This window comes from uncultured Campylobacter sp., from assembly GCF_938045205.1.
In the GTDB taxonomy this organism is placed as follows: Bacteria; Campylobacterota; Campylobacteria; order Campylobacterales; family Campylobacteraceae; genus Campylobacter_B.
The window spans coordinates 1-13932 of sequence record NZ_CALIMY010000139.1; the positions used below are offsets into that span (position 1 = coordinate 1).

The 13932-nt window shown below is 46.5% G+C and carries 15 protein-coding genes and 1 tRNA gene; 9 read left to right on the forward strand and 7 right to left on the reverse strand.

The annotated features are described in order from the left end of the window. Positions 1–959: 959 nt before the first annotated feature. Together Q0198_RS08675 and Q0198_RS08680 are read right to left on the reverse strand one after the other, a co-directional pair. Entirely contained in the window at positions 960–1634 is a 675-nt protein-coding gene (locus tag Q0198_RS08675) for a methionine ABC transporter permease (RefSeq protein WP_297897047.1), read from the reverse strand. Positions 1635–1721: 87 nt separating this feature from the next. Next, positions 1722–2399 (reverse strand): response regulator transcription factor, encoded by a 678-nt coding sequence (locus tag Q0198_RS08680; protein WP_297897050.1) that lies wholly within the window; start codon positions 2397–2399, stop codon positions 1722–1724. Between the two features lie 326 nt (positions 2400–2725). Here Q0198_RS08680 and Q0198_RS08685 point away from each other — a divergent pair, with 326 nt between their 5' ends. From Q0198_RS08685 to Q0198_RS08705, 5 genes are all read left to right on the forward strand, one after another. Then, positions 2726–3022 carry an HU family DNA-binding protein gene (locus tag Q0198_RS08685; protein ID WP_291937435.1) on the forward strand — a complete coding sequence of 99 codons (297 nt, stop codon included), beginning with the start codon at positions 2726–2728 and terminating at the stop codon, positions 3020–3022. 71 nt (positions 3023–3093) lie between these two features. Then, positions 3094–3180: transfer RNA gene (locus Q0198_RS08690), tRNA-Leu, on the forward strand. 115 nt (positions 3181–3295) lie between these two features. Continuing rightward, positions 3296–4729, forward strand: a complete 1434-nt coding sequence (locus Q0198_RS08695; RefSeq protein ID WP_297897053.1) for an acetyl-CoA carboxylase subunit A — start codon at positions 3296–3298, stop codon at positions 4727–4729. An 8-nt stretch (positions 4730–4737) separates the two neighbouring features. Beyond that, complete coding sequence (locus Q0198_RS08700) at positions 4738–5019, forward strand: hypothetical protein (protein ID WP_297897055.1); 282 nt, start codon at positions 4738–4740, stop codon at positions 5017–5019. Beyond that, a complete protein-coding gene (locus tag Q0198_RS08705) occupies positions 5012–5746 on the forward strand; it encodes an arginyltransferase (RefSeq protein WP_297897058.1) in 735 nt (244 codons plus the stop codon). The genes Q0198_RS08700 and Q0198_RS08705 overlap by 8 nt, the downstream gene beginning before the upstream one ends. Before the next feature lie 553 nt (positions 5747–6299). Here Q0198_RS08705 and Q0198_RS08710 read toward each other — a convergent pair. The 4 genes from Q0198_RS08710 to Q0198_RS08725 all read right to left on the reverse strand — a co-directional run bounded on the left by Q0198_RS08710 (position 6300) and on the right by Q0198_RS08725 (position 9499). Continuing rightward, on the reverse strand, positions 6300–7118 hold the full coding sequence (locus Q0198_RS08710) for an ATP-binding protein (RefSeq protein ID WP_297897061.1): 819 nt from the start codon (positions 7116–7118) through the stop codon (positions 6300–6302). 1029 nt (positions 7119–8147) lie between these two features. Next, positions 8148–8870, reverse strand: a complete 723-nt coding sequence (lptB, locus tag Q0198_RS08715) for an LPS export ABC transporter ATP-binding protein (RefSeq protein WP_297897063.1) — start codon at positions 8868–8870, stop codon at positions 8148–8150. Further along, positions 8863–9270, reverse strand: a complete 408-nt coding sequence (gene tsaE / locus Q0198_RS08720) for a tRNA (adenosine(37)-N6)-threonylcarbamoyltransferase complex ATPase subunit type 1 TsaE (RefSeq protein WP_297897066.1) — start codon at positions 9268–9270, stop codon at positions 8863–8865. Before tsaE ends, lptB begins: the two co-directional genes overlap by 8 nt. Next, on the reverse strand, positions 9254–9499 hold the full coding sequence (locus Q0198_RS08725; protein ID WP_297897068.1) for a S4 domain-containing protein: 246 nt from the start codon (positions 9497–9499) through the stop codon (positions 9254–9256). Before Q0198_RS08725 ends, tsaE begins: the two co-directional genes overlap by 17 nt. An 88-nt stretch (positions 9500–9587) precedes the next feature. Between Q0198_RS08725 and Q0198_RS08730 the strand changes: the two genes are divergently transcribed. The 4 genes from Q0198_RS08730 to hslU all read left to right on the forward strand — a co-directional run bounded on the left by Q0198_RS08730 (position 9588) and on the right by hslU (position 13282). After that, on the forward strand, positions 9588–10808 hold the full coding sequence (locus tag Q0198_RS08730) for an argininosuccinate synthase (RefSeq protein ID WP_297897071.1): 1221 nt from the start codon (positions 9588–9590) through the stop codon (positions 10806–10808). A 173-nt stretch (positions 10809–10981) separates the two neighbouring features. Next, entirely contained in the window at positions 10982–11425 is a 444-nt protein-coding gene (rplI, locus tag Q0198_RS08735) for a 50S ribosomal protein L9 (RefSeq protein ID WP_297897073.1), read from the forward strand. Next, on the forward strand, positions 11418–11966 hold the full coding sequence (gene hslV / locus Q0198_RS08740; protein ID WP_005870266.1) for an ATP-dependent protease subunit HslV: 549 nt from the start codon (positions 11418–11420) through the stop codon (positions 11964–11966). The genes rplI and hslV overlap by 8 nt, the downstream gene beginning before the upstream one ends. Next, complete coding sequence (gene hslU, locus Q0198_RS08745) at positions 11963–13282, forward strand: HslU--HslV peptidase ATPase subunit (RefSeq protein WP_040303649.1); 1320 nt, start codon at positions 11963–11965, stop codon at positions 13280–13282. Before hslV ends, hslU begins: the two co-directional genes overlap by 4 nt. A gap of 391 nt (positions 13283–13673) precedes the next feature. On the opposite strand, the gene Q0198_RS08750 is transcribed toward hslU, so the two are convergent. Further along, on the reverse strand, positions 13674–13932 hold a 259-nt coding region (locus tag Q0198_RS08750), incomplete at its 5' end, for a hypothetical protein (RefSeq protein ID WP_297897076.1).

The following is a 13932-nucleotide window of genomic DNA, read 5'->3' on the forward strand; positions in this document are numbered from 1 at the left end:
TCCTATACTTAAAATTTCAGGGGCGGGAGATTTCTCGCCCCTTTTTAAATTTAGACGCTACGCATTAGATAAATTTCATAGCTTCGCTATTATGCGATAACGATCTTATTAAGCGTGTCGTATCCGCCCGCGTAAAATTTTACCACAAGCGGCGCAAGATAATTCATAAAATTCTATGCCGCTTTAAAATTTCTCAATACGAAAGAATTTAGGCTCAATTCGCAGAGGAATTTCATAGTCTGCCTTATCTTTAAAGAACTGGCGCAATCTTAGGTTCTTTTACCAAAGCCAAAAAGCTTATCAAAGCGGCAATACCATCATCTTTGGCTTTTATTGCTAAGGCTGGTGTCTTTTATTGATATCCTGCGCTTTATATTTTAAAAGTAGCTACGAAATTTCGAAGTAAAAATGAAATTATATAAGAAAGATCTCGCAAAATCTAAAATTATAAAACTGCTTGTCTTAGAATTTATAAGCAAAATTTCGCAAGGTCTAAATTTTTAAAATTTTAAAATTCCGTGCTTTAGAATTTCAAATTTCAACTTACGCTTCTCATTAAGATTTAGGCTAATTTAAATTTTAGGCAATGAAATTTTAAAATTCTGCGCCTAAATCTTGCCTGCGGATTTTAAAATTACCCAGCATAGTTTCGATCGCCCGCTTCAAAGAGGCGACCTATTAGAAAAATAAAGCTTACTCTACGCAAAACAAGTCTTGGCACAAGCTTTGCTTTAGCTACACAAAGCCTTAAATTTAAACCTTGACGGCAGGTAAAAATCTAACTGCTTACGATATAGAATTTTAAGCGGTATTCATAGAGTTGTAAACCTACCTTTTTATAATTTTACAGTTTGGCAAAACAGGCTATGCAAATGAACGGCCTATAGTTAAAAATCTACTTTTTGCAATTTTATACTAATAGAAAATGTTTGATATCTCGTTAAGCTATGGGATTGAGCCTACTTTTTCGTGATTTTATAGAATAAATTTCCGATGCTTTGTATGATCTGCACGAGCACGATCAGTATCACGACGGTGTATGCCATTATGTCGGGGCGGAAACGCTGAAAGCCGTAGCGGATCGCCACGTCGCCGAGCCCGCCGCCGCCGACAGTGCCCGCCATCGCCGTAAATCCGATGATGACTATGAGCGTCAGTGTAATCGCGCCGATGATGCTAGGAAGCGCCTCGACGAACATCACGCGAAAGATAATCTGCGTCTTGCTCGCTCCAAAGCTCTTTGCCGCCTCGATCACGCCGCTATCGACCTCCAGTAGCGCACTTTCGATGAGCCGCGCGATAAAGGGCGCCGAGCCGATAGTAAGCGGCACGATCGCCGCGGTGGTGCCGATGCTCGTGCCGATAAGAAGCTTCGTAAGCGGAAAGAGCACGATCAGCAAGATTATAAACGGAAAGCTTCGCAGCGTGTTTATCGCAACGTCCAGCACGGCGTAAACGATGCGGTTTTCGCAGAGCCCGCCGCGACGCGTAAGGATAAGCACGATCGCAAGCACGAGCCCTAAAATAAACGCCAAAGCCGTGCTTACGAAGGTCATATACAGCGTCTCCAGCGTCGCGTTTAGTAGCAGCTTCGGAATCACTCCGCTAAAAAAATTTTGTATCCACTCTATCATCTTTGTCCTTTCATTTTGCGTCCGTTTGCGCTATATTGGGCTTTTCACCATTTTAAATTTTAAAATTGACGGCGCACGCAGGCCCGCTTACTGTATCAGCTTGTATCCTACGCCGCGGATTGCGTGGATGTAGCTTGGCGCCTTGGACGTTTCGCCGAGTTTTAGGCGGATGCGGCCGATGATGACGTCGATGCTTTTGCTCGAGGATTCCTCGCTTATGGAGCTGCAGTTGTAGATGAGCTCCTCGCGGGTGATTGCGCCGCCTTCCTTTTTGATGAGATACGAAAGCACGTCGTATTCGGCGATGGTGAGCGAGAGGGGCTGTCCTTTGAAGCTGATGACGTGGCGGAAATCATCCACTTCGAGGTCTTTTTTGGGCTTGGCGGAGCGCTGGAGCGAGTTTATGTCGTAACGCTCGATGTGGCGTTTGATGCGCGCTAAAAGCTCTTGCGGATTGTATGGCTTTGGCAGATAATCGTCCGCGCCGAAGTCGAAGGCGTTGATCTTATCGGTCAGATCGTGGCGGGCGCTTGAGATTATGATCGGTATATCGGTGTTTTTGCGGATCTCTTTGCAGACCTCAAGTCCGTCCATCCCAGGAAGCGTGAGGTCTAAAATCACGAGGTTGAAGTTTTCTAAATTTAGCTTAGAAAGCCCCAAAAACGGATCGTCCGCGACGGTAATATCGATATCGTATTGCTGCAGATATTCGCTTAAAATTTCGGCGAGTTCTAAATCGTCCTCTATCATTAAAATTTTAGTCATAAAAAGCCTTTGAAATTTTGCGCGGATTATAACAAAATATAGTTTATATATTTTAAAGCGGCAGGCTGGGGCGAAATTTTATAAAAATGAAACGCGGAGGGGAGAAATTTTGAAATTTTTCGAAATCGGGCAAAATTTCAAAAATCAGCCCCAAAAATATGGCGAAATTTTGAAATTTAAAGAAGCGAAATCCGAAAAATTGACGAATTTGGGCTAAATTCGGCTAAATTTTGCCGATTTTTGCGTTTTTTTCTTAAAAAACTATTGTATTTTTTGCGAAACTATTGTAGAATACCGCCCAAACCACTTTATTTTAAAGGATTAGCATGAAAAAAGCTGATTTTATCCAAGTAGTTGCCGATAAGGCAGGTCTTTCTAAAAAAGATACTGTTAAGGTAGTTGATTCTGCACTTGAGGCTATCAAAGAGCTTTTGGTAAAAGGTGATGACATAAGCTTCATCGGCTTCGGATCTTTCGGTATTGCAGAGCGTGCAGCTCGCGAGGGTAAAGTTCCTGGCACAAACAGAACTTACAAATCTCCTGCTACTAAAGTAGTAAAATTTAAAGTCGGCAAACAGCTAAAAGAGGCTGTTGCAGCTGCAAAAGGCAAGAAGAAAAAATAATTTTCTTGCTCCAAGCCCCGTCTTCGGGGCTTATCTTTTTTTAAATTTATACAATCATAACTTTTCAAAATGCCCGAGTGGTGAAATTGGTAGACGCACCAGACTCAAAATCTGGCGAGGGCGACCTCGTGTCGGTTCGATTCCGACCTCGGGCACCATAAATATTCTTTAAATTTTATCCGTAATTTCAACCGCCTTTTGCAAATTTCAACTTGCTATAAAATTTTTTATACTATTATTACTGCGGTATTTCTTTAAAAGAGGCAATTATTTATGATACGTAAAATTCTTATCGCTAATCGCGGCGAGATCGCGGTTCGCATCATTAGAGCCTGCAGAGATCTGCATATTAAAAGCGTCGCGATCTATACCAAACCCGACATCGATTGCTTGCACGTAAAAATCGCCGACGAGGCTTACGAAGTAAGCGCGGACGCGCTAAAAGGCTATCTGGACGCCAAAAAGATTGTCGAGGTTGCTAAAGAGTGTGGCGCTGATGCGATACATCCTGGATACGGCTTTTTGAGCGAGAATTTTGACTTTGCAAGAGAGGTCGAGGACGCGGGCATTATTTTTATCGGCCCAAAACCCGACGTTATTCGCAAAATGGGCAACAAAAACATCGCTCGCTATTTGATGCGTAAAAACGGCATTCCGATCGTACCAGGCACTGAAAAGCTCAATCACGAGAGCATGGATACGATCAAAAAATATGCGCGCGAGATCGGCTATCCCGTGATTTTAAAGGCTAGCGGCGGCGGCGGCGGACGCGGTATCCGCGAGGTGTGGGAAGAGAAAGATATGGAGAGTGCCTACGACTCGTGCACGAGGGAGGCGAAGACCTTTTTTAACAACGATGAAATTTTTATGGAAAAACTCGTCGTCAAGCCGCGCCACATCGAGTTTCAGATCATCGGCGACAATTACGGTAACATCATTCACCTTTGCGAGCGCGATTGTTCTATCCAGCGCCGCCACCAAAAGATTATCGAGATTGCGCCGTGCCCCTCAATAAGCGAGCATCTACGTAAGACGATGGGTACGACCGCGGTAGCTGCGGCAAAAGCGGTGAATTACACAAACGTCGGCACGGTGGAATTTCTACTCGATGATTACAACAACTTCTATTTTATGGAGATGAATACCCGCATCCAGGTCGAGCACGGCATTACCGAGGAAGTTACGGGCGTCGATCTCGTCGTTCGCCAGATCCGCATCGCAAACGGCGAAATTTTAGAGCTTGAGCAAAGCGATATTAAGCCGCACGGCTACGCGATCGAGGCTAGAATCACCTCCGAAAATGTCTGGAAAAATTTCACCCCGGTTCCCGGCACCGTTAGCGATTATTATCCAGCACTAGGCCCTTCCGTGCGCGTCGATAGTCACATCTACAAAGGTTATAAAATTCCGCCGTTTTACGATTCTCTTCTAGCCAAGCTCATCATAAAAACCACCGACTACGACCTGGCCGTCAATAAGCTAGAGCGCGCGCTGAAGGAATTTCGTATCGAGGGGGTGCGCACGATTATTCCGTTTTTGCTTAGCATAAGCAAGTCTCGCGAATTTCGACTCGGCTTTTTCGATACAAGCTACGTAGAGAAAAATTTAGACAAAATTTTAGAAAACACCATCGACGATATGCAGCCGAATAAAAACGAAGCGATCGCCGCCATCATCGCTGCGATGCGTAAATCGGCGCGGATTTAGGAAAGAGTATGGATTTTTTAGATAGCCTAAAAGATATAAAAAAGGATATGCTTAAGGATAAAGCGGCAAGTTCCGTGCCCAAAAAGCCCAAAAAACCTAATCCAAATCGCGACGAGTTTAAAGATATTTTCAGAGATGATGATTTGAGCTTGCAAAGCGAAAGCGGTCTAGAGGGCGCCGCAGAGGAATTTGACACAGCCAAAGAGAGCATCGCCGCACGCGAAAAGCGCCTCAAAGACGAGTTTTTAAAATACGTGGACGCGGCAAATATCAAAAAGCTGAATGACTGAAATTCCATTTTGTACGCTGGATTTTGCCTGCCCCTATCTAGGCGGCAGAGCCGCACGCAGCGAGTATCTCTATATAAAAGACTGCGACTTTGAGTATAATTCAAATTTAGTGCAGCACGGCTACCGCCGCTTCGGCAGGTATTTTCAAAAGCCCGTTTGTGCAGCCTGCGCGGAGTGTAAAAGCCTGCGCGTAGATGCTTTAAATTTTAAATTTAGCAGATCGCACCGCCGCGTCTATAAAAATAATCGCACGACCGCCTATGTATGGCAACCTCGCCCGCTTTTAAACGATGCGCGTTTGGAGCTTTTCGCGCTCTATCACGACTACATGCATCTAAAAAAGGGCTGGCCTGTGCAAGAGATCGATTTTGAGCGATATGACGAAATTTACGTCCAGGGTCACGGCGACTTCGGCAAAGAAATTTCTTACTATGGCGAGGACGGGCGGCTTATCTGCGTCGATCTCATCGATATCGTGGATGACGGCATCAGCTCGGTGTATTGTTACTACGATCCGTATCTGCCGCATCTAAGTCTGGGTAAATTTTCGCTTTTAAAACAGATCGAGTTCGCCCAAGATCTGGGGCTACGATGGATCTATCTGGGCTACGCGGTGAAGCAGTGCCCGAGCCTAGCGTATAAATTTAGCTATGAGCCGTATGAAATTTTAAACTCATACGTAGAACTTGACGCTCCCGCCGTGTGGGAGGGGCGCGTAGAGAAATAGGTTCTACGCGCGGACGCCCCGAAGCAGCCTAGGCGTACGCGCCGCATATAATCGTAAGCTCCGCGCCCGTACAGCGACAGCGCGCAGTAGCCGAGATCATGCCGCCGCGTAGAATTCGGTCGCGCGCAGATACGACGCGGTATGTTAAAAGCGCGCCTCGGAGTCAAATCTCGCGCTGAAATTTCGCGCGTTATAGTCTTTAAGGCTTTTGAGTCACGGCGGGCGTTAAAATTTACGCTGAAATTTCGCGTTACTCGGCCTACGAAAATATCCGCAGCAATGAAATTTAAAAGGAGGGCAGATGGATTTACAAATTTTACGGCAGGCTCGACATTTGCGTGTCGCAAGACGGCACACACGGCTTTTGGGCGTACTTGACTCTTGAGTGCGCGCGAAAAAGGGCGATTAATTTCGGCACCGCAGCGACTAGTTTCGGTTTTTTAGCGGACACCGCCGCGCAAGCGGCGGAGCAAAAAAAGATGGCTTATAAAGCACGATATTGCATATATTTTGTAAAATTTAAGCAAACTGCGAAGCGCAATAAGACGACCGGTTACGGCAAATTTATCAGCTCCACCTTGTTTTCCAACGTTTTTGGGATCAATAAAACTTTACCGTCGCTTGAGATGTCCGCAGGTCTTTGCATCGCGCCGAGGTTTATTTTGCGTATCTGTCCGTTTGCATCGATACGCCAAATTTTGCCGCTTAAAAGGTCCTCACCCCAGTCGCTAATTAAAATTTCGCCGTTTTTTCCGCGTGCTATGCCGTAGAAAACTCCCTTCATATCGGCAAAGATCGAAATTTCGCGAGATTTCAGATCCATGCTTAGCACGCGCCCAGGAACCTTTCCGCTAAGATCGAAGGTGGTGATCAGAAGTTTGTCGCCCTTGAGCAAAAGCGCGCCCGCATTGCCGAGCGAGGGGTCGATGCGTGCGAACTCATCGTAGCTTTTTGCGTTTAAATTTATGCTGTAAATCACGCTGCGCGCATTATCGCTTGCGAGCAAAACCTCGCTACCGAGCGCTACGACGTCGTTTAAGGCCTGCGCTCCCTCGATTTTCAGATTGAAAACCTCCTGACCTTTGCTAAAGCCTCTGATCGCATCCAGATCGCACACGTAGAGCACGCCCTTGATCTGCGCCATTCCGCCAGGATTTACCAGATCGTCTATAAAATTTGTCTCAACGATACCCGAGTTTTTTACTATGCGGCTGATGAAGCCGTCGCGCTCTTGTGGATCTTCACTACTGCCGCGATTTGCGATATAAAAAGCGTCATCGGTAATAAGTGAACCACTAGGTGCGCTAAATCCGTCGATCTCTAGGCCAAAAAGCGCGCCTGCCAAGGCGCACGAAAGTAGAACTTTTTTCATAATCTCTCCTTGATCTCGCCAAAATTTTAAGAATTTTAAAATTTTAAGGGAAGCGACGAGTGCCGGGTTAAAATTTTAAAATTCGCAGCGAGCTTTAAGATGAGCGAAATTTAAACCCGCAGAGCAAATAAAAGTGTAATTTTAATTAAACAAGGCGGCTTGATCGGCAAAATTCTAGCGGGTCGGAAGGCCTTGCTTCGCGCGTCGCTTTTAATTTGATGCGTCGAAGCCGAAGTGAGTAGTTTTGTGCGTGCTTTGGTTTACGCTGCCACTCGCGGAATTACGCCGTGAAATTTAACCACATCACGCGACCGCAGGCATCTTCGCATACGTAATTTATTTGAGGTTGTTGCTTTAAAATTTTAATTCTACGAGCGGATATTCTTTTGCAAATTGTGGGCGTGATTTTGATACGCAGATGAAAGCGTTACGTTTAAAGACGTCTCACGCTTTAAAATTTGATTTAATTTAAACAAAGTGCGATTAAAATGCGATTTAAATTTTATGTACCGCAGGTGTAAAATTTCGGTCGTAAAAGTGAGTCTGTAGCAAAAAAATTATTTAAAATTTGCAGTGCACAAAATACCTTTTGAAATTTAAAAATTTTAAAACGAGCCTACATGCTCTTTAAAAATTTAATACGTGAAATCTAAACTTTGAATAGAATGCGCCGTCCCATCCTTACTGCGCCTTTAAAATTTAATATGCTAAATCTTAAACGCTGGACTCAAATCCCGTCGCCATAACTACTTTAAAAATTTAAAGCGCAAAATTTAAACCCCAGCTTTAGAATCGAGCGCGGACAATAAAATTGGCTTTTAAGATTTAAAGCACAAAATCAAATCGCTCTATCGTATGGTCATGGCGGCGACTTTAGAATTTTGATACGCAGAATTTAGTTCGAGAGGCATGCGTACAGCCAGTCGCAGCCGCTCACTTGAAATTTAAATCGCAAAACTTAAATTATAGAATTTAACCGCGCGCGCCGAAAAAAAGGGGGAGCTAAAAATCTAAAACGCCCTTACCAGCTTAGATGCTAAAATCCTCGCCGAGGTAGAATTTACGGACATTTGGATCGCTGGCTATCTCTTTTGCGGTGCCGCCGGCGAACAGCTCGCCGTCTTTGATGACGTAGGCGCGGTCGCAGATCGCAAGCGTCTCGCGGACGTTATGATCGGTGATGAGCACGCCGATGCCGAGCTTTTTTAGGTCGCGCACGATGCTTTGGATATCGTTAACGGCGATCGGATCGACGCCCGCAAACGGCTCGTCCAAAAGTAGAAATTTCGGCGTTATCATCAGGCTCCGCGCGATCTCGCAGCGCCTGCGCTCGCCCCCGCTTAGGCTCACGCCTTTGCGCTGGCGGATCGGCTCGATGTTGAGCAGATTTAACATCTCATCGACCTTTTGCGATGCTTCGGCCTTGTTTTTGTAGGTGATCTCCGCGGCGAGCATTAAATTTTCCTCGACGCTAAGCTCCTTAAAAACGCTACTTTCCTGCGGTAGGTAGCCTATGCCGAGCTTGGCGCGCTTGTGAAGCGGAACCTTTGCGATGCTGCGCTCATCAAGCAATATATCGCCGCCGCTAGCGCCTATCAGCCCGCAGATCATATAAAACGTCGTGGTTTTGCCCGCTCCATTGGGCCCCAGCAGCCCCACGATCTCGCCGTTGTAAAGCTCCAGCGAGATGCCCTTAATGATCGGCGTGCCTTTTATGGTTTTTTTAAGACCCCTGACTTCCAGTTTATGCATAGCTTACCTCGTATTTTCGCCCTTGCGCGTGCGGCGTGATCCTCACTACGCAAAAATCAAGCTCATATTTTTTAAGTAAATTTATCAAATTTTCATCCGCCCATTCGATCAGATGAAGTCCCTCTTCAAATAAATTTTCAAATAGCCCGTTTTTTAAAATCCCCTCGCAGCCAGCGTTATAGATGTCGTAATGATAAATTTGTCCGTAGTTTTGCATGATCGAAAATGTAGGCGAGCTCACGTGCTCGTCTAACCCATGCGCCCGCACGATCGCGCGCGCAAGCGTCGTTTTGCCGCTGGCAAGATCGCCGATGAGCAAGATTATGCCGCTTTTTGGCAGAGCCTGCACGAGGCGCGAAATTTCATCCTCGCCGCAGAGCAGTTCAAAGCTCTTGGGCATACTTTGCCTGCTCGCTTTTGGGCGTATTTTTCGCGCTAGGAAAGGCTAGGACTTTAAAGCTTTGCTTCCTATCCAAAAAGCATATGGTGATTACATCGCCGATTTTAAGCTCTTTGGCGGGCTTTGCTACGACGCCGTTTACGGCTACGACGCCGCTTTTGCACATATCTTCGCTGATGGCGCGCCGCTTAGTGATATTTACTGCGTTTAAAAATTTATCGATTCTCATAGGCGTGAGTTTAGCGATATTTGCCTTAAAAGCAACTATTAAACTATTTTTGGTAGAATTTCGCCAAATTTTACGTAAAGGATTTGAGATGGCAAAAGATGTAAAAAAGGTCGTTTTGGCGTATTCCGGAGGACTAGATACTAGTATTATTTTAAAGTGGCTCGGCGATACTTACGGCTGCGATGTGGTGACTTTCACCGCAGATATCGGTCAGAATGAGGATTTGGAGCCGATCAAAAACAAAGCTGTGAAACTGGGCATAAAAAAGGAAAATATTTTCGTAGAGGATCTGCGCGAGGAATTTGTGCGCGATTACGTATTTCCGATGTTTCGCGCAAATGCCGTTTATGAGGGCGAGTATCTTTTAGGCACATCGATCGCGCGCCCGCTAATCGCCAAAAAGCTAGTTGAAATTGCTAAAAAAACCGGCGCGGACGCCATAAGCCACGGTGCGACCGGCAAGGGTAACGATCAAGTCCGCTTCGAGCTTGGCGCATACGCGCTAAATCCCGATATTAAGGTAATTGCGCCGTGGAGGCTGTGGGATCTGAACTCTCGCGAGAAGCTTCTTGCTTACGCTAAGAAAAACGGCATCGACATCGCCTCAAAGCCAGGCAAATCGCCGTATTCAATGGATGCGAATATCCTTCATATCTCCTACGAGGGCTTGGTGTTGGAAGATCCCGCTCATGCGCCTGAGGAGGATATGTGGCGATGGACCGTGAGCCCTAAAAATGCGCCAGATAAGAGCGAGATCATCGAGATTGAATACAAACACGGCGATCCCGTAAAGCTAAATGGCAAGGCGCTTAAGCCGCACGAGATGCTAGCAGCGCTTAACGAGCTCGGCGCTAAAAACGGCATCGGCAGGCTCGATCTTGTTGAAAATCGCTACGTCGGCATGAAGAGCCGCGGCTGCTACGAAACTCCGGGCGGCACGATCATGCTAAAGGCTCACCGCGCGATTGAGAGCATCACGCTAGATCGCGGTGCGGCGCATCTAAAAGACGATCTAATGCCGCGCTACGCCGAGCTCATCTACAACGGCTTTTGGTTCAGCCCGGAGCGCTTGCTGCTTCAAGAGCTGATAAATAAATCCCAAGAGCACGTAAACGGCAAGGTTAAGCTAGAGCTTTATAAGGGCAACGTGACCGTACTAGGCAGACAGAGCAAGAGCGATAGCTTGTTTAATACCGATTTCGTGACGTTTGAAGAGGATAAAGTTTTTAATCAAAAAGACGGCGACGGATTTATCAAACTAAGCGCGCTAAGATTTATCATCGCGGGCAAGAACGGACGCAAGCTTTAGCTGAAATTTTGCCGCAGGGCGTGCAGGCAAATTTCACAAAACGAAATTTTAAAATTTATCGGAAAAATGCGAGCGGCTGCTGGCGGGTTTCATGAAATTTCACTAAATTTCAGATCCGCCCGCGCCGCTTATAAAATTTTGTAAATTTAAAGCTAAATTTAAAAGGATAATGGATGAAAGTATTATTGATCAAAGATGTTAAGGGGCTCGGAAAGGCGGGCGAGGTAAAGGAGGTCAAGGACGGCTACGGCAATAACTTCCTAATCGGCAAAGGCTACGCCAAAGCCGCTACGACGGAGGTTTTGCGTAAATTTGAAGCGGATAAGAAAAAGCAAGCCGAGCTTGAAAAATACGAAGTCGCAAGCTTGCAAAAACTAGCCGAGGAGCTAGCTAAGATCCGCGTAAAGATCGTAAAGCAGACGGGCGAGAGCGGCGCGCTTTTCGGCTCGGTGACCAAAGATGAGATCACAACCGCGCTAAAAGAGCAAAAGGGGATCGAAATCGATAAGAAAATTTTAGAGACCGAAGCTATCAAAACTACCGGGATTTACGACGTAAATGCCAAGCTAAAGCACGGCATAAGCGCTAAATTTGAGATTGAGGTGGCTAGTGTTTGAAGCGACTACCATTTTAGCTTACAAAGGCGCGAAGGGCTCTGTCATCGGCGGCGACGGACAGGTTACGTTTGGAAACACCGTCTTAAAGGGCAATGCGACTAAAATTCGAAAGATCGGCAAAGAGGGCAACGTTTTGGCGGGCTTTGCGGGCAGCACCGCCGATGCGTTTAATCTTTTTGATATGTTTGAGAAGTGCTTAGATGGCGCAAAGGGCGATCTTTTAAGGGCGGTGATAGAATTTAGCAAGCAGTGGCGCAAGGATAAGTATCTGCGAAAGCTCGAAGCGATGATGCTGGTGCTGGACCGCAAAAATATCTTTCTGCTTAGCGGCACGGGCGACGTGGTAGAGCCGGACGACGGCAAGATCGCGGCGATCGGAAGCGGCGGAAATTACGCTCTTAGCGCGGCGCGAGCTTTGGATAAATTTGCGAGCCTAGACGAAGAGGAGCTCGTAAAGCAGAGCCTTAAGATCGCGGGCGAGATTTGCATTTACACAAACGAAAACATCAAAACATACGCAATTTGGGACGAAAAGAGATGATGACGCCAAAGCAGATTGTAGAGAAATTAGACGAATATATAATCGGACAAAATAGCGCCAAACGCACGATAGCGGTGGCTTTGCGAAATCGCTACCGCAGAATGGCGCTCGAAGATGAGATGAAAAACGAGGTGATGCCCAAAAACATCCTGATGATCGGCTCTACCGGCGTGGGCAAGACTGAGATCGCGCGCAGACTTTCGAAGATGTTTGGGCTTCCTTTTATCAAGGTCGAGGCTAGCAAATATACTGAAGTAGGCTTCGTGGGGCGCGACGTAGAGAGCATGGTGCGAGATCTGGCCGCCGCGTCGGTAAATTTAGTGCGCGGCGAGGAATTTGAAAAGAATAAAGACAAGATCGATGATTACATCAAGCGTAAAATTTTAGAAAAAGTCCTTCCGCCGCTTCCGCGCGGTGCGAGCGAGGAGAAGATCGCAGATTACGAAAAAAGCTACGAAAAGATGGCAGCCAAGCTCGAACGCGGCGATCTAGACGATCTTAGTATCGAGATCGAAGTAAGCGAAAATGCGCTTGAATCAAATCCGAATTTGCCGCCCGAGATGGCGAATATGCAGGAAAGCTTCATCAAAGTAATCGGAATTTCGACGCGCAAAAGTAAAAAAGAGATGAAGGTAAAAGACGCCAAAGTTGCCCTTAAAAGCGAGGCTAGCGAGAAGGTCCTCGATATGGAGAGCATCAAGGCCGAAGCCGTTAGGCGCGCGCAAAACGAGGGCATTATCTTTATCGACGAGATCGATAAGGTGGCTGTCTCAAGCGGCAATAGCGGCAGGCAGGATCCGAGCAAAGAGGGCGTGCAGCGCGATCTGCTTCCGATCGTGGAGGGCAGCAGCGTAAGCACGAAATTCGGCAATATCGACACCGATCATATCCTTTTTATCGCCGCGGGCGCCTTTCATATCAGCAAGCCGAGCGATCTAATCCCCGAGCTTCAGGGGCGCTTCCCGCTTCGCGTCGAGCTTGACAGCTTGGACGAGGCGGCGCTGTGTGAAATTTTAACCAAGCCAAAAAATTCGCTTCTTAAGCAGTACTCGGCGCTTTTAAAGACCGAGGGCGTCGAGCTGGAATTTAGCGAGGACGGGGTTAAAGCGATCGCGAAATTTGCGGCAAGCACGAACGAAAAAGTCGAAGACATCGGCGCTAGAAGGCTGCATACGATAATGGAAAAGGTACTTGAGGATATCAGCTTCGAAGCCGATAAATTTAAAGGGCAAAAGATCGTCGTGGATGAAAAGCTCGTAAGCGAAAAGCTCGCAGGCATCGCAAGCGACGAGGATCTGGCGAAATACATTTTGTGATTTTTAAATTTTTCGGCCGCCGCGGAGCTAAAGCGCTCGTTTGAGTGCGGCTAGAGCATCGCTTCGGCGGTGCAGCTAAGTAAGTATGATGCGGCGCGCCGCGAGGAATTTTAAAAGCTCGGGCGCTAAAATAAAGCGAGATCCATCGCTGTTTGGCGACGTCGATTTTAAGGACCGAATGCATGCGAATGGTGAAATTTTAAGCCTTTTATATCGTAAATTTAACTTGCGCCGGTTGAATCAATTTCGCTGCGCGGCTCGTTTGGGAGAATTTTAACATCGCAAGATCGGGGTCGGTTTCGTATCCGTGGCGGCGTAAAATTTTATGTTCGCAGCGGTTAAATTTACGCCGAATTCACATTGTGTTTATAAAATGCGTAAAATATTAAATTTATGCAGCGCGCGAAAATGAAATTTTAAATTTCACCGTTTGCGGTTTTTGCTCATGAAATTTGACGCGATTTAAAATTGACGGCGAGCGAAGAGGAAATAGGCACCGTCGTGACAACGGCAAAGTAAAATACCTCAAACAAGAGCGTATTTTAGATGAGGCTGCAACCGCGCGCGGAAAGAATGAGCGTCGGGCAAGGAATACCGCAAATTGCGGGTTGGGAAATACATGCCGAGTATGAAGCGCCGTAATCGCATGC

What these genes read in the sequence shown, in the direction of transcription:
- Q0198_RS08725 (WP_297897068.1), bottom strand. Translation starts at nt 9,499, where the DNA reads ATGAGAATCGATAAATTTTTAAACGCAGTAAATATCACTAAGCGGCGC.
- Q0198_RS08730 (WP_297897071.1), top strand. Translation starts at nt 9,588, where the DNA reads ATGGCAAAAGATGTAAAAAAGGTCGTTTTGGCGTATTCCGGAGGACTA.
- Q0198_RS08695 (WP_297897053.1), top strand. Translation starts at nt 3,296, where the DNA reads ATGATACGTAAAATTCTTATCGCTAATCGCGGCGAGATCGCGGTTCGC.
- Q0198_RS08675 (WP_297897047.1), bottom strand. Translation starts at nt 1,634, where the DNA reads ATGATAGAGTGGATACAAAATTTTTTTAGCGGAGTGATTCCGAAGCTG.
- Q0198_RS08710 (WP_297897061.1), bottom strand. Translation starts at nt 7,118, where the DNA reads ATGAAAAAAGTTCTACTTTCGTGCGCCTTGGCAGGCGCGCTTTTTGGC.
- Q0198_RS08680 (WP_297897050.1), bottom strand. Translation starts at nt 2,399, where the DNA reads ATGACTAAAATTTTAATGATAGAGGACGATTTAGAACTCGCCGAAATT.
- rplI (WP_297897073.1), top strand. Translation starts at nt 10,982, where the DNA reads ATGAAAGTATTATTGATCAAAGATGTTAAGGGGCTCGGAAAGGCGGGC.
- Q0198_RS08700 (WP_297897055.1), top strand. Translation starts at nt 4,738, where the DNA reads ATGGATTTTTTAGATAGCCTAAAAGATATAAAAAAGGATATGCTTAAG.
- tsaE (WP_297897066.1), bottom strand. Translation starts at nt 9,270, where the DNA reads ATGCCCAAGAGCTTTGAACTGCTCTGCGGCGAGGATGAAATTTCGCGC.
- Q0198_RS08705 (WP_297897058.1), top strand. Translation starts at nt 5,012, where the DNA reads ATGACTGAAATTCCATTTTGTACGCTGGATTTTGCCTGCCCCTATCTA.
- hslU (WP_040303649.1), top strand. Translation starts at nt 11,963, where the DNA reads ATGATGACGCCAAAGCAGATTGTAGAGAAATTAGACGAATATATAATC.
- lptB (WP_297897063.1), bottom strand. Translation starts at nt 8,870, where the DNA reads ATGCATAAACTGGAAGTCAGGGGTCTTAAAAAAACCATAAAAGGCACG.
- Q0198_RS08685 (WP_291937435.1), top strand. Translation starts at nt 2,726, where the DNA reads ATGAAAAAAGCTGATTTTATCCAAGTAGTTGCCGATAAGGCAGGTCTT.